This window comes from Saccharopolyspora antibiotica (assembly GCF_047200635.1).
Classification (GTDB): domain Bacteria; phylum Actinomycetota; class Actinomycetes; order Mycobacteriales; family Pseudonocardiaceae; genus Saccharopolyspora_C.
This window is the reverse complement of the sequence record NZ_JBJZOI010000012.1, coordinates 86140-104660: the sequence shown is the minus strand read 5'-3', so window position 1 is coordinate 104660 and position 18521 is coordinate 86140. Positions and strand designations below refer to the sequence as shown.

General features: G+C 72.6%; 16 protein-coding genes. 6 read left to right on the top strand and 10 right to left on the bottom strand.

The features are described from left to right. Positions 1-40: 40 nt before the first annotated feature. From ACL03H_RS12145 to ACL03H_RS12135, 3 genes are all read right to left on the bottom strand, one after another. The gene (locus tag ACL03H_RS12145; RefSeq protein ID WP_412811279.1) at positions 41-466 is read right to left on the bottom strand and encodes a DUF4288 domain-containing protein; all 426 of its coding nucleotides are present in this window, start codon (positions 464-466) and stop codon (positions 41-43) included. Then, the gene (locus ACL03H_RS12140; RefSeq protein ID WP_412811278.1) at positions 463-2004 is read right to left on the bottom strand and encodes an ATP-dependent DNA ligase; all 1542 of its coding nucleotides are present in this window, start codon (positions 2002-2004) and stop codon (positions 463-465) included. Before ACL03H_RS12140 ends, ACL03H_RS12145 begins: the two co-directional genes overlap by 4 nt. A 153-nt stretch (positions 2005-2157) precedes the next feature. Further along, a complete protein-coding gene (locus tag ACL03H_RS12135) occupies positions 2158-3552 on the bottom strand; it encodes a class II fumarate hydratase (protein WP_412811277.1) in 1395 nt (464 codons plus the stop codon). 184 nt (positions 3553-3736) lie between these two features. Here ACL03H_RS12135 and ACL03H_RS12130 point away from each other — a divergent pair, with 184 nt between their 5' ends. Next, positions 3737-4711 carry an NAD(P)/FAD-dependent oxidoreductase gene (locus tag ACL03H_RS12130; protein ID WP_412811276.1) on the top strand — a complete coding sequence of 325 codons (975 nt, stop codon included), beginning with the start codon at positions 3737-3739 and terminating at the stop codon, positions 4709-4711. Between the two features lie 103 nt (positions 4712-4814). Here ACL03H_RS12130 and ACL03H_RS12125 read toward each other — a convergent pair whose 3' ends face one another. The 6 genes from ACL03H_RS12125 to ACL03H_RS12100 form a co-directional block, all read right to left on the bottom strand. Beyond that, entirely contained in the window at positions 4815-5558 is a 744-nt protein-coding gene (locus ACL03H_RS12125) for a S1 family peptidase (protein ID WP_412811275.1), read from the bottom strand. A gap of 304 nt (positions 5559-5862) precedes the next feature. Next, positions 5863-6903, bottom strand: coding sequence for a class II fructose-bisphosphatase (glpX, locus tag ACL03H_RS12120; RefSeq protein ID WP_412811274.1), 1041 nt, complete (start codon positions 6901-6903; stop codon positions 5863-5865). 120 nt (positions 6904-7023) lie between these two features. Next, a complete protein-coding gene (locus ACL03H_RS12115; RefSeq protein ID WP_412811273.1) occupies positions 7024-7287 on the bottom strand; it encodes an exodeoxyribonuclease VII small subunit in 264 nt (87 codons plus the stop codon). Then, a complete protein-coding gene (locus ACL03H_RS12110) occupies positions 7284-7652 on the bottom strand; it encodes a hypothetical protein (RefSeq protein ID WP_412811351.1) in 369 nt (122 codons plus the stop codon). Before ACL03H_RS12110 ends, ACL03H_RS12115 begins: the two co-directional genes overlap by 4 nt. Positions 7653-7713: 61 nt before the next feature. Beyond that, a complete protein-coding gene (gene xseA, locus ACL03H_RS12105) occupies positions 7714-8907 on the bottom strand; it encodes an exodeoxyribonuclease VII large subunit (protein WP_412811272.1) in 1194 nt (397 codons plus the stop codon). Between the two features lie 106 nt (positions 8908-9013). Further along, positions 9014-9475, bottom strand: a complete 462-nt coding sequence (locus ACL03H_RS12100) for a lipid droplet-associated protein (protein WP_412811271.1) — start codon at positions 9473-9475, stop codon at positions 9014-9016. Positions 9476-9572: 97 nt separating this feature from the next. Between ACL03H_RS12100 and ACL03H_RS12095 the strand changes: the two genes are divergently transcribed. Further along, complete coding sequence (locus ACL03H_RS12095) at positions 9573-10601, top strand: 4-hydroxy-3-methylbut-2-enyl diphosphate reductase (RefSeq protein ID WP_412811270.1); 1029 nt, start codon at positions 9573-9575, stop codon at positions 10599-10601. A gap of 139 nt (positions 10602-10740) precedes the next feature. On the opposite strand, the gene ACL03H_RS12090 is transcribed toward ACL03H_RS12095, so the two are convergent. Next, complete coding sequence (locus ACL03H_RS12090) at positions 10741-11628, bottom strand: DUF6542 domain-containing protein (protein ID WP_412811269.1); 888 nt, start codon at positions 11626-11628, stop codon at positions 10741-10743. A gap of 245 nt (positions 11629-11873) precedes the next feature. Between ACL03H_RS12090 and ACL03H_RS12085 the strand changes: the two genes are divergently transcribed. The 4 genes from ACL03H_RS12085 (at position 11874) to ACL03H_RS12070 (ending at position 18519) form a co-directional block, all read left to right on the top strand. After that, a complete protein-coding gene (locus tag ACL03H_RS12085; protein WP_412811268.1) occupies positions 11874-13463 on the top strand; it encodes a sugar ABC transporter ATP-binding protein in 1590 nt (529 codons plus the stop codon). Then, the gene (locus tag ACL03H_RS12080; protein ID WP_412811267.1) at positions 13460-14512 is read left to right on the top strand and encodes an ABC transporter permease; all 1053 of its coding nucleotides are present in this window, start codon (positions 13460-13462) and stop codon (positions 14510-14512) included. The genes ACL03H_RS12085 and ACL03H_RS12080 overlap by 4 nt, the downstream gene beginning before the upstream one ends. A gap of 46 nt (positions 14513-14558) precedes the next feature. Then, positions 14559-15569 carry a substrate-binding domain-containing protein gene (locus tag ACL03H_RS12075; RefSeq protein ID WP_412811266.1) on the top strand — a complete coding sequence of 337 codons (1011 nt, stop codon included), beginning with the start codon at positions 14559-14561 and terminating at the stop codon, positions 15567-15569. Positions 15570-15954: 385 nt separating this feature from the next. Beyond that, positions 15955-18519: a glycoside hydrolase family 172 protein gene (locus tag ACL03H_RS12070; protein WP_412811265.1), complete on the top strand. Its 2565-nt coding sequence runs from the start codon at positions 15955-15957 to the stop codon at positions 18517-18519. Positions 18520-18521 lie beyond the last annotated feature (2 nt).

Here is an 18521-nt window from a genome sequence, read left to right as displayed (position 1 = left end):
CCGCCGGGGCGCCCGCCGGACGCCCCGCTTCGGGGGCCGGTCAGATCTCCTCGCCGCTGAGCATCGGCTCGAAGGAGCGGTACGCGGAGTAGTTGCGGAAGAAGCGGCTGTAGAGCTCCGCGCCGTCGTCGAAGGTGGCGTCCTCGACCTTCTTCACCTCGACGAGCTCCTTGAACTTCCAGGTGACGATCTCGCCGTCCTCGTTCGGGTAGCTCGCGCCCTGCTGCTTGCCGTAACCGACGGCCTTCTCCCGCGCCTCCTCGTCCGACTCGGCCTTGACCAGCACGAACGATTCCTCGTAGAGCTGGGGTTCGGCGGCGGACTCGGAGGAGATCTCGATGAGCAGCAGCGCCACGTAGAACTCGGCCTCGGCCGAGGAGGTGCTGGCCTGGAAGTCGCGCGGGTCGATGCTGCCCGAACCGATGTCGATCGAGCCGACCTGCTCGTCGTCGCTGGGGGTGCTCATGGCTCCAGCTTCTCATCCGGGACCCGCCCGCCCGGCAGCATGGCCCGCACCGAGTCGACGGTGTCGGCCTGGCCCGCTGCCTTGTCCGGGCGGTAGCGCAGGACGCGCGCGAAGCGCAGCGCCACGCCGCCGGGGTAGCGGGTGCTGACCTGGACGCCGTCCAGCTCGATCTCCACCACGAGCTCGGGGCGCAGGTGCACGGCCCAGCGATCGCGGTGCGTCTCGTGCCGCGGCAGCTCGGCCGTCTGCCAGGCGAGCAGCTCATCGGTGAGGCCCTTGAAGGTCTTGCCGACCATGATCGGTGGACCGCCGTCGGGATCGCGGGCTCCCAGGTGCAGGTTGGACAGCAGCCCGGTGCGCCGCCCGTGACCCCACTCCGCGGCCAGCACCACGAGGTCCAGCGAGTGCGCGGGCTTGATCTTGCGCCAGGCCCGGCCCCGCCGGCCGGCCGCGTAGGGCGAATCGAGGTCCTTCGCCACGACGCCCTCGTGGCCCGCGGCGAGCGCGTCGTCCAGCACCGCCGCCGCCTCCCGCGCCGAGCCCGGGCGCACGCCGGGGACGCGGTGACCCGGGGCGACGCGCGCGAGCGCGTCGAGCCGCCGGTGCAGCGGCTCGTCGACGAGGTCCGCGCCGTCCAGGTGCAAGCAGTCGAAGAAGTGCGGCCGCAGGATCTCGTCGCGGGGACCGCGCGCGCCGAAGCGCGCCATCGTCTCCTGGAACGGGCGCGGGCGGCCGGAGTCGGTGAGCGCGAGCGCCTCCCCGTCGAGCACCACCGAGTCGCAGTCCAGGCCGAGCGCGAGCTCCACCAGCTCGGGGACCTGCTCCGTGATCTCCCGCAGAGCGCGGGTGTAGACCCGCACCCGCTCGCCCGAGCGGTGGACCTGGATCCGGGCGCCGTCCAGCTTGTGCTCGACCACGCAGGCGCCGAGTTCGGCCAGGGCCGCGTCGAGGGCGTCGGCGGGGGAGGCGAGCATCGGCCGCAGCGGCCTCCCGACCTCCAGCCGCACCGCGGCCAGCGCGGCCGAGCCGCCTCGCAGCGCGGCCTCGGCCGTGGCGGGCAGCTGACCCGACAGCATGAAGGCCCTGCGCACCGCGGCCGCCGGTACCTCGGCGGCCCGCGCGACGGCTTCGAGCATCACGCCTTCCAACGCGCCTTGGCGGAGCTCGCCGCCGAGGAGCCTGAGCAGGAAGTCCTGCTCAGCGGCCGTCGCCGCCCCGAACAGCTGGCGCAGCAGCTCACCGCGCCGCCGCGCGGAGCCGGTGCCGGAGACGTCGCGCAGCTCGCCGATCGCGGCGGCCACGTCGAGCACCCCGAGCGCGGGGCGCGGAGCGGGCGCGACGTCCAGCGCCGACAGCGCCGACCAGCCCACCCCGACCCGGCCGCCCGGCAGCTCACCCGAGAGCAGCGCGGTGGCGGGGCGGACCTCCTCCGCGTCGAGGGAGGCCAGCAGGCCGGCTATGGCGGCGACCTTCGAGCCGCGGGCCCGGGTGGCCGCGACTTCGGCGGAGGCGGCCACGACCGCGTGCAGGTGCACCACGCCCTCATGGTGCCCCTCCGGGGCGGAAATTCGCGCACGACCGGCGGAACCGGGCCCCGCAGCGGTGCGTCCCACCTGTGATCCGGAACCGCTGGGGGTGCTCCGGATCCGGCCGTGCGCCGCGCCCGGTGGTGTGGCGCACGGCCTCCCGGCTCACCTCGCGCGGGCCATGCCCAGCACGTCCAGGGCGGTGTCCAGCTGCTCCAGGGTGAGCGCGCCGGAGTCGACGTGGCCGCGTTCGAGGACGACCTCGCGGATGGTGCGTCGCTCCTTGAGGGCCTGCTTCGCGATCGAGGCGGCCTCCTCGTAACCGATGAAGCGGTTCAGCGGGGTGACGATCGACGGCGACCCCTCGGCGTACTCCCTGGCCCGCTCCGCGTCGGCGGTCACGCCCGCGAAGACCTTGTCGGCCAGCAACCGCGACACCGCCGAGAGCAGCCGCGCGGACTCCAGCACGTTGCGGGCGATCACCGGCAGGTTCACGTTGAGCTGGAAGTTGCCCTGCGCGCCCGCGAAGGCGACCGCCGCGTCGTTGCCGATCACCTGGGCGACCACCTGGAGGGTGGCCTCCGGGATCACCGGGTTCACCTTGCCGGGCATGATCGACGAACCCGGCTGCAGGTCGGGCAGCGCGAGCTCGGCGAGGCCGGTGCGCGGGCCGGAGCCCAGCCAGCGGAGGTCGTTGGCGATCTTGTTCAGGCTGACCGCCGCGGTGCGCAGGTGCCCGGAGGTCTCCACCACGCCGTCCTGGGTGGCCTGGGCCTCGAAGTGGTCGCGCGCCTCGGTCAGCGGCAACCCGGTGACGCGGGCGAGCTCCGCCGCCACGGCCGCTCCGAAGCCCTCCGGTGCGTTGAGGCCGGATCCGACCGCGGTTCCGCCGATGGGCAGCTCGCCGAGCCGGCCGAGCCCGGAGCGCAACCGCTCCACGCCGTAGCGGACCTGGGAGGCCCACGCGCCCGCCTCCTGGGCGAGGGTGATCGGCACCGCGTCCATCAGGTGCGTGCGGCCGGACTTGACCACCTCGGTCCACTCGGCGGCGCGCCCCTCGACGACGCCCGCGAGGTGCTCCAGCGCGGGGACGACGTCGTGCAGCACGGCTTCGGTGGCCGCCACGCGGATGGTGGTGGGGAAGGTGTCGTTCGAGGACTGCGAGGCGTTGACGTGGTCGTTGGGATGCACGTCGCGGCCGAGTCGGCGGGTGGCCAGGGTCGCGATGACCTCGTTGGCGTTCATGTTCGACGACGTGCCGGACCCGGTCTGGAACACGTCGATCGGGAAGTGCGCGTCGTGCTGGCCCTCGGCGACCTCGTCGGCGGCGGCGGCGATGGCCTCGGCCACGTCGGCGTCGAGGACGCCCAGCTCGCCGTTGACCCGCGCGGTGGCCGCCTTGAGCAGACCGAGGGCGCGGATCTGGGCGCGTTCGAGCCCGCGGCCGGAGATCGGGAAGTTCTCCACGGCGCGCTGCGTCTGCGCGCGGTACAGGGCGTCGGCGGGAACCCTGACCTCGCCCATGGTGTCGTGTTCGATCCGGTAGTCCTGTTCAGCCATGAACGAAGTGTCCTCCGCCGGAGCGGTCCCGGTCAGTATGGGGCGAGCCACTCCGGCCGCCCGGGCCCGCGCCCGTCGTGCGCTGGACCGGTGACGGTGACGGAGATCGTTCCTCCCGCGCGGACCGGGTCCCGGGTCTAGGCTCGGACGCGATCCACGATGCGACGTCGCGAGCGGGGTGGGCATGTCCGGGCCGGTCGAAGTCGATCTCCTGGTGGTGGGGGCGGGGCCCGCCGGGCTGTTCGCCGCGTACTACGCGGGGTTCCGCGGCCTGTCGGTGGCGGTGGTGGACTCGCTGCCCGAGCCGGGCGGGCAGATCACCGCGATGTACCCCGAGAAGCAGATCTTCGACGTGGCCGGGTTCCCCGCGGTGCGCGGGCGCGACCTGGTGGCCGCGCTGGTGGCGCAGGCCGCGCCGTACGAACCGCGCTACCTGCTGGGCGCGGACGCCACCGAGCTGTCCTGGGTGGACGGAGCCGCGCGGGTGCTGGTCGGGGCGTCCCCGGTGCTGGCGCGGGCGGTGCTCATCACCGCGGGCATCGGGGAGTTCTCCCCGCGTCCGCTGCCGGCCGCGCGGGACTGGCTCGGGCGCGGTGTCGTGCACTTCGTGCCGGAGCTCGCCGCGCACCGGGGGCAGGACGTGGTCGTCGTGGGCGGCGGGGACTCGGCGTTCGACTGGGTGCTGGCGCTGCACCCGCTCGCCCGCAGCATCACCCTCGTGCACCGCAGGGCGCGGTTCCGCGCGCATCCCGGCCTGGTGCGGGAGGTCGAGGCGCTCGGGGTCGAGCTCGTCACCGACGCGGAGGTGGCCGAGGTGCGCGGGGACGCGAACGGGGTGCGCGAGGTCGAGCTGGAGCTCGGCGGCCGGCGGCGGGTGCTGCCCGCGCAGACCGTGGTGGCCGCGCTCGGGTTCACCGCCGACCTGGGGCCGATCCGGTCCTGGGGCCTGGAGCTGGAGAAGCGCTCGATCGTCGTGGACAGCACGATGCGCACCAACCGCGAGCGGATCTACGCGGCGGGGGACGTGGCGACCTACCCGGGGAAGGTCAAGCTCATCGCCACCGGCTTCGGCGAGGCGGCCACGGCGGTGAACAACATCGCCACCGCGCTCGACCCCACCGCCCACCTCTTCCCGGGCCACTCGTCGGACCGGGGGTGAGGTGAGCGGACCGTCCGTCCGGTCGGCTGGGCGAACGGTCCGCTCACCGGACGTGGAACGGCCGCCCTCCCCAGGGGAAGGGCGGCCGGTCTGCGGGGCCCGGTCAGGCCGCGGTGTTCTCCTCCACCCAGGAGGACAGCGCCGAGACGTCGGTGTAGATCGACGGGCCGGTCGCGCAGGTCGAGTCGCTGTTGCCCGCGCGGCTGGTCGCGCCGATCAGCTCCCAGGAGCCCTCGGTGCCCTTGATCTGCGGGCCGCCGGAGTCGCCGTAGCAGGCGCCGGAGTCGCCGCCCGGGTTCGAGGTGCAGATCTCGCTCTCGCCGGTGATGCCGGAGCAGTCGCCGTCGTCGACGATCGAGGTGTCCAGCTCCTGCAGCGTCGAGGGGGCCTCACCGCCCGGCTTCGGGGTGGTCTGGCCCCAGCCGATGATGCGGGTCTCGGTGCCGGTCTCGCCGGACTCCTCGGCGATCGAGATCGGCTCGGCGGAGACCTGCGAGTCCAGCTTGATCACCGCGAGGTCGGCGGAGGGGTGCACGGAGATGTCGGAGACCCCCGCCTCCTCACCGCCGGAGGCGTGCTCCAGGCTGCCGACGCGCACCGAGAGGTCGGCGGGCTGGCTGCCCTCGACGCAGTGCGCGGCGGTGACCGCCCAGTCCGCCTCGATCAGCGAGGCGCCGCAGATGTGCCCGCCGCCGGACTGCAGCGAGACCATGAACGAGTAGGTCTCGGTCGCGTCGTGACCGCCGATCACCATCGGGGTGGGGTCCTGGGCGGCCGAGGCGGGGGTGGCCAGTGCGAGGGCGGCGCCCGCGGCGAGCACTCCGGTGAGCAGGGAGCGTGTGCGCATGGGGGACGAGTCCTTCCGTGTGCCGACCCTGGGAAGCGGCCGGTGGTGGTCAACCCGGTCCCGGTGCGGCGGGCCGAGTGACGACCGACGGTAAGGACGTTCACTCGGCCGAGGCACCCACTTATGGCGGGGTCTGAATCGCTCCAACGGCTGTGCCGCGGCGGCCGATCCGAGGTCTCCGCAGGTCACGCATCGGCCGATCGGCGGGCTCGGGAAAGAACGGGAAAAAGTACCGGCTCACCCGCCCCCGGACGTGCGACGGCGGACCGCCCGCGAGGTGCGAGCGGTCCGCCGGTGACCGGGATCAGGGCAGCAGGCCGTGCCGCGCGCTCTCGCCGCCGAGGTCCACGTCGGAGTACTCGCGCAGCTTCGTCAGGCGGTGGGCGCCCTCCACGACGCGCACCGTCCCCGACTTCGAGCGCATCACGATCGACTGCGTGGTGCACCGGTTCGCGCGGTAGTGCACGCCCTTGAGCAGCGCGCCGTCGGTGATGCCGGTGGCGCAGAAGAACACGTTGTCGCCGCGCACCAGGTCCGAGGTGGTCAGCACCTGCCCCACGTCGTGCCCGGCGTCGATCGCCTGCTGCCGCTCCGCGTCGTCCTTCGGCCACAGCCGGGTCTGGATCTCCCCGTCGAGGCACTTGAGCGCCGCGGCGGTGATGATGCCCTCGGGCGTGCCGCCGATGCCGATCAGCATGTCGACGCCGCTGTCCGGGCGGGCCGCGGCGATCGCGCCCGCCACGTCGCCGTCGGAGATGAACTGGATCCGGGCGCCCGCCTCGCGGACCTCGCGGACCAAGTCCTCGTGCCGGGGCCGGTCCAGGATGCACACCGTGACGTCGGAGACGTCGATGTGCTTGGCCTTCGCCACCCGGCGGATGTTCTCCCCGGTCGGCGCGGTCAGGTCCACCACGCCCGCCGCCTCCGGGCCGACGGCCAGCTTCTCCATGTAGAACACCGCGGACGGGTCGAACATGGCGCCGCGCTCGGCGACGGCCAGCACCGCCAGCGCGTTCGGCATCCCCTTGCTGAGCAGCGTGGTTCCGTCGATCGGGTCCACGGCGACGTCCACGTCGGGGCCGTTGCCGTTGCCGACCTCCTCGCCGTTGAACAGCATGGGCGCCTCGTCCTTCTCGCCCTCGCCGATGACCACGACACCGCGCATCGACACGGTGCTGATGAGCTTGCGCATCGCGTCCACGGCGGCGCCGTCGCCCGAGTTCTTGTCGCCGCGCCCCACCCAGCGGCCCGCGGCCATCGCGGCGGCCTCGGTGACCCGGACCAGCTCCAGGGCCAGGTTGCGGTCGGGCGCCTCGTGGCGGCCGTGCGTGGTGGACGTGCTCATCGTGCCTCCCGGTAGGGCGAGCTGACTCCGTCGGCACGGCGCGCCAGCCCGCGCGCCCTGCTCGTCACCGGGATCTTCGCAGACGGCCCACCCCCGGGCCGGTCCACGTGGGCGAGCCCACTACCCCCGCTCGCCGGGCTCCTCCACCGACGCGAGGGCGCGATCCACCCGTTCCCGGGCGCCCGCGAGGTGCCGCTCGCACACCGTCGCCAGGGCCTCGCCGCGCTCCCAGAGCGCCAGCGACTCCTCCAGGGACAACCCGCCCGCTTCGAGCCGCTTGACCACCTCGGCGAGCTCGTCCCTGGCCTGCTCGTAGCCGAGCTCGGCGACCTCGGGGTGGTCGGCGACCGGGTCGAAGTGCTCGTCCTTCGCGTCGTTCGTCACGGGGTGGGGCTCTCCAGCTCGGTGGGCACGGACACCACCGCGGTCGCGATGGCCTGGTCGTAGCCGACGAACGCCTCGGCGAACTCGGCGCCGTCGCCGTCGCGCACCGCGTCGTTGATGCGCAGCTGCGCCTCGGTGACCCTACGGCGGTGGCCGGCGCCGTGGCCCACCCACCACCGGGGACCGACGTAGGCCGACGTCGCGTCGGCGAGCGCCCGCAGCTTCAGCGGCAGCGTTCGCCGCTCGGTCGAATCGCAGCCGCCGAGCAGCGCGTTCCAGCATCCGACCGCCGCCACGTCGGCCTCGCGGACGCAGCGGCGCATCCGCTCGGCGCCGCGCAGTCCCGGTGCGCCGGTGGCGGCCACCGTCAAGGGGAGGAATGTGGGCTCCTGCTGTCCCCGCACCACGACCTCCCTGGTCCTGAAGTCACTCCGTTCCGCGGGGCACCACGGCGTGCACCGCTCCGTCAACGACGCGAACCCGCAAGGTGGTTCCCGCCGGGGCTTCCTCGACCGACCGGAGCACTCCGTCGACCCCGTCCGGATCGACGCGCTGCACGATCGCGTACCCGCGAGCAAGAGTGGCCGCAGGACCGAGGGTCGTCAAGCGAGATCGAGTCGCGGTCATCGCGTGCCCCTCGGCGGTGAGGACCCCGGTGATGGCGCGCCGCGCGCGATCCCGCGCCAGCTGAACCTGCTCTGATCTGCGCGCCAACGGGCCGTGCGGGTCGGCGAGCGCGGGCCTGGTGCGCAGCGAGTCCAGCAGCCTCCGCTCCCGGTCCACCCATCCGTGGAGCGCGCGCCGGGCGCGGTCGCGGAGCTGGCGCACCCGCTGGGTCTCCTCCGCCATGTCGGGGACGACCCGCTTGCCCGCCCCGGTCGGGGTGGAGCAGCGGACGTCGGCGACGTGGTCGAGCAGCGGTGAGTCCGGTTCGTGCCCGATCGCGCTCACGACCGGGGTGCGGGCGCCCGAGACCGCGCGGCACAGCGCCTCGTCGGAGAACGGCAGCAGGTCCTCCACGCTGCCGCCGCCGCGCGCCAGCACGATCACGTCCACCTCGGGATCGCGGTCGAGCTCGCCGAGCGCGTCGAGGATCTGCGGTACCGCCGTCGGGCCCTGCACCGCCACGTTGCGGATCTCGAAGCGCACCGAGGGCCAGCGCAACCGAGCGTTGCTGAGCACGTCGTGCTCGGCGGCGGAGGCGCGCCCGGTGATGAGGCCGACCTTGTTCGGCAGGAACGGCAGCGGTCGCTTGCGCGCCGGATCGAACAGGCCCTCCGCCTTGAGCAGCCGGCCCAGCCGCTCGATGCGGGCGAGCAGCTCGCCGATGCCGACGGCGCGGATCTCGTCGACCCGCAGGCTCAGCGTGCCGCGACCGGTGAAGAAGGTGGGCTTGCCGTGCACCACGACGCGGCTGCCGTCGGTCAGCGGCGGGTCCTGCTTTCGCAGCAGCGAGGACGAGCAGGTCAGCGTCAGCGACACCTCGGCGGAGGGGTCGCGGAGGGTGAGGAAGGACGTGGACGCTCCCGGGCGCTGCGAGATCTGCGTGACCTGGCCTTCGACCCAGATCGTCCCGAGCCGGTGGATCCAGTCGGCGATCTTGCGCGAGACGGTGCGCACCGGCCACGGTTCTTCCGCGCTGGTCGGGGGGCTGGCGGGGGCGTTCAGGAGCGCTCCTCTCCACGTCCGGCATCGGCGGACGCGATCATACGGCCGCCCGCCGTCCTCAGTGCTCGGTGCGGAGGCGTTCCAGGCGGTTGGTGAGCATCCGGACGAATTCCGGGCGCTGCCCGGTGCGCTGCTCGTGTTCGAGGAGGCGTTCGACCTCCTCGGGGCTGAACCCGCGCAGCCTGCCGCGCAGCTGCGGCAGGCTCAGCTCCGCGTACTCCGCGAGCAACCCGTCCTCCGCGGCCGGTGCTGGTGCCGGGCGCCGCGGGGCGGGCGGCTCGTCCTCGTCGAAGGTGGCCCAGGACGGCTGCTCCTCGGCACCCCGGAAGGCGTCGAGCGTCTCGTCGCCCCGGATCGCCAGCTCGGTGATCTGCTGCTGAACCCGCATCGACAGCTGGAGCGCCTGGCTGGCCACGGTCAGCGGCAGCCCGAGCAGCTGGCCGGGCAGCCGCCGGGTCTGCTCCACGGTGAGGGCCGCGAGCCCGGCCGCGACCCGGATCGGCAAGGGATACGTCGACATGGGACCACCCTCCCGCAAACCGGCTCGGGAAACCATCGGCCGGCGGGGACCGGCGGCAGGGCTGACCCGTTCCGCGCGGGTCCGTACCCTGGACGGCATGAGCACCTCGCCGCAGGCCGCCGACGGCCTCGACCAGGAACCGACGACCTCGCGGGCCAAGCGCGTCCTGCTCGCCAAACCCCGTGGTTACTGCGCGGGCGTGGACCGCGCGGTCGTCACGGTCGAGAAGGCGCTGGAGACCTACGGGCCGCCCGTGTACGTCCGCAAGGAGATCGTGCACAACAAGCACGTCGTGGAGACCCTGCAGGAGCGCGGGGTCATCTTCGTGGAGGAGACCGACGAGGTCCCCGAGGGCGCGCTGGTCGTGTTCTCGGCGCACGGCGTCTCCCCGGCGGTGCACCAGGAGGCCGAGGAGCGCAACCTGCGCACCATCGACGCCACCTGCCCGCTGGTCACGAAGGTGCACAAGGAGGTCAACCGGTTCGCCCGCGATGACTACGACATCCTGCTGATCGGTCACGAGGGCCACGAGGAGGTCGAGGGCACCGCCGGTGAGGCGCCCGACCGCGTGCAGCTGGTGGACAAGCCGGAGGACGTCGGCAAGGTCAACGTCCGGGACCCCAACAAGGTGGTGTGGCTGTCGCAGACCACGCTCAGCGTGGACGAGACGATGGAGCGCGTCGACCAGATCAAGGAGCGCTTCCCCGATCTGCAGGCGCCGCCGAGCGACGACATCTGCTACGCCACCTCGAACCGCCAGATCGCGGTGAAGGCGATGGCCCCGGAGTGCGATCTGGTGCTCGTCGTCGGCTCGCAGAACTCCTCGAACTCCAAGCGCCTCGTCGAGGTCGCGCTGCAGGCGGGCGCGCGGGACTCGCACCTGATCGACTACGCCGATCAGATCGAGGAGTCCTGGTTGGAGGGCGTGGGGACGATCGGCGTCACCAGCGGCGCCTCGGTGCCGGACGTGCTGGTCATGCAGGTCCTGGACCACCTCTCGCAGCGCGGCTGGGACGGCGAGGTCGAAGAGGTGACCACCGCGAACGAGAAGATCTCCTTCGCCCTGCCGAGGGAACTGCGCAAGGACCTCAAGGAGAACCCCGACGCCCCGAAGAGCGTCCGCTGAGACGAGTGGTCACCGCCCGCCCCGCCTGAGGTCGCGGGGCGGGACCCGGCGATCCCCGGCCGCGTCGCGGACGAGTCGGCCGAGACGAGGAACGGCCCGCTGGACCTGAGGTGCCGGCGGGCCGTTCCGCTGCGCGAGTTCAGTCGAAGAAGTCGTCGTCGCGGCGCGGCCTGCGCGGGCGGCGCTGCGGGTCGTTCTGCCGCGGCTCGGGGCGTCCGCGTCCCGGAGCTGGGCGGGGCCGTCCTTCGCCGGAGCGGCCGGGCTGCTGCCCCCTCCCGGGAGCGCCGCGTCCGGGAGGGGTTCCGCGCCCGCGTTCCCGCTCCCCGCCGCGCGCGGGGGGAGTGGCGCGATCCGGCCTGCCCTCGCGCTTGGCGGGGGCGTCGTCCCGGGGACGACCTCCTTCGGCGGGACGCCGCGGCCTGCCGGAGCGGCCGCCGGAGCCGGCCCGCTTCTCCCCGTCGGCCGGGCGCTTCCGGGGCTGCCGCGCGGGTTTCTCGGCGGCCTCCTTCGTCGGCTTGACGGGGCGCCGCTTCTTCGTCGGTGAGTCGGCCGGGTCGAGATCGGCGTCCTCCGCGCGCTGCAACCAGAACATCCGCCCGAGCCCGAGCGCCAGGCACAGGGCGGTGGTGATCGCCATCATCGGGAAGCCCGCGATGAGCGGCTGCACGACCGAGAGCGCCTTGCCCATCACGCCTCCGCCGCCGCTCCCGCCGCCGAAGATCATCACGATGATCGGCATCACCACGGTGGCGACCAGCGGAGGCTGCACCATCGGGCCGAACAGGTTGCCCCGCCGCACCAGCAGGACCGCCGCCGCGCAGCCCAGGACCAGGCCGATCTTGAAGATCAGGCCGGGGGTGTTGCTGAGGACGAGGTCCAGCGAGGCGCCGAGCGCGGTGCCGCCGACCGCGATCAGCACTGCTCCCCATAGGGGGATGCCGCGGCTGCCGAAAGCGGACCGTTCTGCCCATTGGAGGGCGCCGTTGTCGGGAGAGGGGGCGCTCTGGCGCTCGCGAGTGGCGGTCACGCGCACAACCGTAACGGTCTGGAACGGCGGTGGAACGACCTCTCCGGAAGTTGATCTCGCACCTGCGATCTTCCCGGCTCCGTGACCGTCGCGTGATCGCGGCGCCGCCGAATGGCGGCTGAGCGCCGGACGGGTGGACTGTGAACCTTGACACAGGCGACTGAAAACTCTTAGCGTCCGAGCAATCGTTTTCTCGCGTCCGCGCGGTTGCTTCGGGTGAGCGGTCGGATGACGGGGGGATCTCAATGACGGCGCCACTGGTGGAGCTGACCGGCATCACGAAGCGCTACGGCGGAGTCCTGGCGTGCGACGCGGTGGACCTGACCGTGCGCGCGGGCGAGGTGCACGCGCTGCTGGGGGAGAACGGCGCGGGCAAGTCGACGCTGATGCGGGTCCTCTCCGGCGACGTCGCCGACCACGAGGGGACCGTGGCCGTGGACGGTCGGCCGCGCCGCTTCGCCAAGCCCTCCGACGCCCAGCAGGCGGGGATCGCGATGATCCACCAGGAGCTGGACCTGGTGCCCGCGCTCTCGGTGGCCGACAACCTCTACCTGGGCCGCGAGCTGCGCCGGCTCGGCGTGGTGGACCGTCGCCGGATGGCGCGGCGGACCCGCGAGCTGCTCCAGCGCACCGGCATCGACCTGGACCCGGGGCGTCCCGTCGGGGACCTGCGGGTCGGCGAGCAGCAGCTGGTCACCATCGCCCGCGCGCTCTCCCTGGACGCCCGCGTGCTGATCATGGACGAGCCGACCTCCGCGTTGTCGAACTCCGAGGTGGAACGGCTGTTCGGCGTGATCCGGCAGCTCCGCGAGGGCGGCACCGGCATCGTCTACATCTCGCACCGGATGGACGAGATCGGCGCGATCGCCGACCGGGCCACGGTGCTGCGCAACGGCCGCCGGGTCGCCGAGTTCGACGCCCGCGACCTCACCGCCGAGCAGGCGGCGGAGGCGATGGTCGGACGCTCGGTGCGCACCCTGTTCCGCGGCGCGGACGAGAACCCGCCCGGTGCGGAGCTGCTGTCGGTCTCGGGCCTGCGGGTGCTGCCGCGCCGGCACCGGGTGGGCAGGCGGGAACCGGACGGCATCGACCTGTCGGTGCGCGAGGGCGAGATCGTCGGCCTGTGCGGGCTGCTCGGTTCGGGCCGCACCGAGTTGCTGGAGGCCCTGTTCGGCGCCGGTCCGGCCGGACGCTGGGAGGGCTCGGTCGAGCTGGCGGGTGAACCGGTGCGCCCGGCGAGCCCTCGGGAGGCGCTGCGCCGCGGCATCGCGTTCGTACCGGAGGACCGCCGCGCCTCGGGCCTGGTGCTGGACCACTCGGTGCGGGCGAACCTGGTGCTGTCGGTGGTGGACCGGCTCGGCGTCGGCGGCGTGGTGCGCGGCAGGTCCGAGTCGGGTGCGGCCGGGCGCGGCGTCGAGCGGCTGAAGGTGAAGCTGCACCGCCTCGCGGACCCGGTGGGCACCCTCTCCGGTGGGAATCAGCAGAAGGTCGTGTTCGGCCGGATGCTGCTCACCGAGCCGCGCCTGCTGCTGCTGGACGAGCCGACGCGCGGCGTGGACATCGGGGCCAAGGCGGAGATCTACGAGCTGCTGGGCGAGATCGCCGCTCGCGGCATCGGGGTGCTGCTGGCGTCCTCGGAACTGCCCGAGCTGACGGGCGTGTGCCACCGGGTCGTGGTCCTGCGGCACGGTCGCAGCGTGGCGGAGTTCGACACCACCCGCGCCGGTGAGGCCGCGTTGCTGGCCGCCGCGATGGGGGAAAAGGTGTCGCCGGACGGCAGGTCATCGGCTGTCGAGGCGGGGCCCGGCCCCGTCGCGGGGGGAGGAGCGCGATGAGCGAGCAGACGGACGAGCGGCAGGCGTCCCCGAGCGCACCGGGGTCCGCGCCGCCGCGGCGGTCGCGGCGCGAGGTGGCGGAGACGCTGTTCCGCTTCCAGAGCTTCTTCGGCCTGGTGGCGGTCTTCCTCGCCGCGATCGTGCTCTCGCCGCGCGGCGACGAGGGGCAGATCCTGTTCCTCACCGGCGACAACCTGTTCAACATCGTCCGCGCGGTCTCCGAGATCGGGATCATCGCGGTCGGCCTGACCTTCGTGATCCTCATCGGCGGGATCGACCTCTCGGTCGGCTCGGTGCTGGGGCTGGCGGCGGTCGGCTCGGCGGTGCTGCTGGTCAACGACGACTTCGGCGTGCTGGTGGCGGCGCTGCTGGTGCTGCTGATCGGTCTGATCTTCGGCGTGCTGCAGGGCGCGGCGGTGGCGGTGCTGGGCGTGCAGGCGTTCATCGTCACGCTGGCGGGCCTGAACATCGCGCGCGGATTGGCCCGGATGTGGTCGGGCGGCGAGACGGTGCAGATCTCCTACGGGGACGGTCCCGGCCAGGCGCCGATGCTGTTCTCGCTGCTGGGCGAGCGCACCTTCGGCGGTGTGGTGCCGATCCCGGCGCTGGTCTTCGCGGTGGTGGCGGTCGCGGCCGTCCTGTTCCTGCGCTACAGCGCCTACTCGCGGCACCTCTACGCGATCGGCGGCAACGAGAAGGCGGCGCGGCTGTCCGGTGTTCCGGTGAACCGCGTGAAGATCATCGCGTTCGCGCTGTCCGGGTTCTGCGCGGCGCTGGCGGGGATCGTGCACGCGGGCCAGCTCAACGCGGGCAGCCCGAACGACGGCCTGGCCTACGAGCTCGACGGCATCGCGGCGGTGGTGGTCGGCGGGACCAGCCTCGCGGGCGGGCGCGGTTCGGTGGTGGGCACCATCGCGGGTGCCCTGCTGCTGGGCATCCTCAACAACATCCTGAGCCTCAACAGCGTCGACACCGACATGCAGTTGCTGATCAAGGGCCTGGTCATCGTGGCCGCCGCCGCGTTGCAGCGGCTGCGCCCCACGGCCTGAGCGCCGGCCCCGAAGCGTCCTGGGAGTTGTTCGGGAAGGGAGCACCATGCGAGGGACAACGAAGTCGATGTTCGCGACCGCGTGCGCCGCGCTGGCCGTCACCGCGGCCGCGTGCGGCACGACGAGCGAGAACAGCGGTGTCGCCCAGCCGCAGGACCCGAAGGCCGCCTGCGGCGGCCCGGACGGCAAGTACACGATCGGCATGAGCCAGGCGAACCTCGCCGAGCCCTACCGCGTCCGGATGGACGAGGACATCCGCACGGCCGCCGCCGGGGTGCCGCAGTTCGAGGAGGTGCAGTTCTCCGACGCGGCCAAGGACAACGCCAAGCAGGTCAGCGACGTGGAGTCGTTCCTCACCAAGCAGGTCGACCTCCTGATGATCTCCCCGAACGAGGCGGCACCGCTGACCGACGTGGTCCGCAAGGCCTACAACTCGGGGACCCCGGTGGTGCTGCTGGACCGCAAGGTCGACGGTGACGCCTACACGACCTACGTCGGCGCGGACAACGTCGCGATCGGCAGGCAGGCCGGCGAGTACTTCAAGAACGTGCTGCTGCCGCGGGGCGGCAAGATCGTGGAGATCAAGGGCCTGTCCGGTTCGACCCCGGCCGCGGAGCGCCACGAGGGCTTCATGCAGGGCATCGCGGGCTCCCGCATCGAGATCGTCGGCGAGGCGGACGGCGAGTGGGAGCGCTCGGTGGGCCAGGAGAAGATGGACGCGCTGCTCAAGGCGCACCCGGATCTGCAGGCCGTCTACTCGCAGAACGACCCCATGGCCGAGGGCGCCTACCTGGCCGCCCAGGCGGCGGGCCGGGCGCAGGAGATCGCATTCGTCGGCATCGACGGGCTGCCGATCGAATCCGGTGGTATTCGCGCGGTGGAGCAGGGGCGTTTGCAGGCCACGAACCTCTATCCGACCGGGGGCGCGGAGGCCGTCGAGGCGGCGAAGAAGATCCTCATCGATTGCCGGCCGACGGAGAAGCAGCAAACCCTTCCGACGGAATTGATCACGAAGCAGAACGCGGCCGAGGTCTACTCCCGGTTGAATCAGGGCTGAGTCTCCACGCCTTACCACAACCCGTCTCCGAATCGGTGAAGGTGCAGGTCGCGCGCCAGGGCCATGTTTCCCCGGCGTGCGACTTCCTTTAGCAATGCGAGCTGTCACCGAAAAGAAATCAAATCCACCTGGATGGTGGTAGTGGCCTCTGCTTCATGCCAGTGACCATCTAGATGAGTGAATTTGGGACTTCGGAATCCCGAAGTTCCGCGATGTTCTTGGTGAGTGCGGGCCTCCTTCCTACGCTGCGGGTGAAACGCGGCGTGTGGCCGTGTGCGCCCGCGTTCCCGGGACCGACACCGATCCGATCCCAACCGCGCACCACCGTCGAACGACCAGGACAACGCTGTCCACCAGGGATAGTGATGTGGGGAGGGCGAGCTTGATGAGAGACCGCAGTGGTGATGTGCTGCGCGCCGCGAGGCGGCTGCCGAGGAGGCTCGGTGCCGTGCTCGGCGTGGCTTCGCTGGCGGCCGCCGCGATGATCGCCGATTCCGGCCACGGTTCCGCGCAGAACTCCGCCCCCGCCCAGCAGCGGGCGGCGGGCAAGGGCAGCGTCGGCTGGGACACCTTCCGCGATCCGGCCGGGCTCGCGCAGCTGCGCGGCTCCGAGCAGACGGGCCAGTTCTCCAGCTTCGCCCGCGACGGCAGCAACGACGACGGCTTCAACGGCACCTACTCCTGCCTGCGCGAGAGCGAGCGCGGGTGCGTCATCGCCGAGCGCGCCGGCGCGGGCGAGATCTCCTCGATCTGGTTCACCCGCGAGCCCTGGGGCGACGTCACCGGCACCGGCGACATCACCATCGAGCTGGACGGCCGGACCGTGCTGGACGCCCCGCTCATCGACGTGGTCAGCGGCCGGGTCGGGGCGCCCTTCGAGTGGCCGCTGGTCGGCAACGCCGACGACTCGGCGGGCGGCGCGGTGATCAAGGTGCCGATGCCGTACCGCGAGTCGATGCGGATCACGGTGCAGAACAACCCGAACTTCTACCACGTCGACTACCGCACCTTCGCCGACGCCGAGGGCGTCGACACCTTCGACCCGTCGGACCCCGCCGAGGACGTGCTGGAGCGGCTGCGCATGTTCGGCGTCGCCGACCCGAAGGGCGTGGACCCGGAGGCGGAGCCCACCCGGCGCGACTTCGGCGTCGTTCCGGGCACCGCGGCTCCGGTGGCGCAGCTGGAGGGCCCGGGCCAGATCAACCAGCTGCGGCTGCGGATCCCGCAGATCGTGCCGAGCCCGCGGGTCGTCGACGACGGCCGCGCGTTCGGCGCGGGCGGGGGCAGCCGGTTCGACGCGGCAGTGCACCCGGACAACGAGGGGGTGCGCATCGTGCGCCGCTTCGATCCGCAGATCGCCGACCAGGTCGCCAGCCTGAGGGTGGACGGCGCCCCGGCGGGCGAGTGGCGCAGCGGAGCGGCCGCTCCGGGCGGCTGGGGCGTGCAGGGGATCGACGTGCCCGCCCAGCTCACCGCGGGCAAGTCCTCGGTGGAGGTGGCGAACCGTTTCATCTCCTCCTCGCTGGACGTCAACGAGTTCCGCTACGACGTGCAGAGCCTCGTACGCGGCGAGTGGGTGCGCACCGACGTGCTCGACGTCGGCCCCGCTCATCCCGGTGAGGAGGCCGCGCACGGCTACCGCATCGACAACGCGGTCTTCGCGCGGGAGAAGCTGGTGGGCCGCTACGGCTTCGACCCGCGGCAGGTCGCGGCCTCGGAGCACGTGCTGGAGTCGGCGCGGCTGCGCATCACCTTCGACGGCAAGACCACCGTGGACGCCCCGATCGGCGAGTTCTTCGGCTCCGGCCTGGGCGAGCACGACGTGCGCAGCATGATGACCTCGATCGACCCCGGCGAGGACGGCTGGTACACCTCCTGGTGGCCGATGCCCTACGACCGCAGCGCCACCGTGGAGATCGTCAACGGCGGCGGCGTGCCGATCGAGGGCATGACCGCGGAGGTCTCGGCGGCGCCGCGGGAGGCCGGCGAGAACACCGGCTACTTCCACGCCACCCACCACCGGGGGGAGACCGTCGAAGGCGAGGACTGGAACTTCCTCCAGGCGGAGGGATCCGGCACCTTCTACGGCGTCACGCACACCATGCGCGGCCTGATCCCGCCGAACGCCCCGGCCACCCACCGCCGCCAACCGATGTCGATGCCGGAGACGAACGCGGTGGCCAACCAGCGCAACTACCTGGAGGGCGACGAGCGCTTCTACGTCAACGGTTCGCCGTCCCCGTCCTGGCACGGCACGGGCAGCGAGGACTACTACGAGTCCGGGTGGTACTTCCGCGACGGCACCACGTTCTCCATGCCGCTGGCGGGCAACCCGGCGCACGAGCTGAACGGTGACGGCTGCCGGTACGACTGCACCGGTGCTTACCGCCTCCAGGTGCCGGACGCGATCCCGTTCCAGGACGGCTTCGTCGCCGACATCGAGCACGGTCCGAACAACGACGAGCCGGGCGACTACAGCTCCACGGCGTACTGGTACGGCGGGCGCCCGGGAGCGCTGGAGGAGGTCGACAGCATCGACCTGTCGGACCGCGGCAGCCGCGATTCCCACGGCTACCGGGCCGCGAGAGAAGAGGTGAACCCGTTGGACTCCCGCTTCGAGGGCACCGGGGAGCGGCGCAACGCCCAGGTCGCGGCCTCGGCCGGCGCGGTGCGCTTCGACGTCGCGGTCGGTGCGGAGAACGAGGGCGCCCAGCTGCGCCGGATCTCCGACCAGGGGCAGGCCTACCAGCGAGCCGAGGTGCGCGTGGACGGTGAGGTGGCGGGCACCTGGTTGCAGCCGCTGGGCAACGGCACCTTCCGCTGGCTGGCGGACACCTTCGAGCTGCCCCCGGCGCTGACGGAGGGCAAGGAGCGGGTCCGGGTGGAGCTGATCCCGGTGAAGGGCGCCCCGGCGTGGACGGCCTCGCAGTACTCGGTCGTCCGGTACTGATC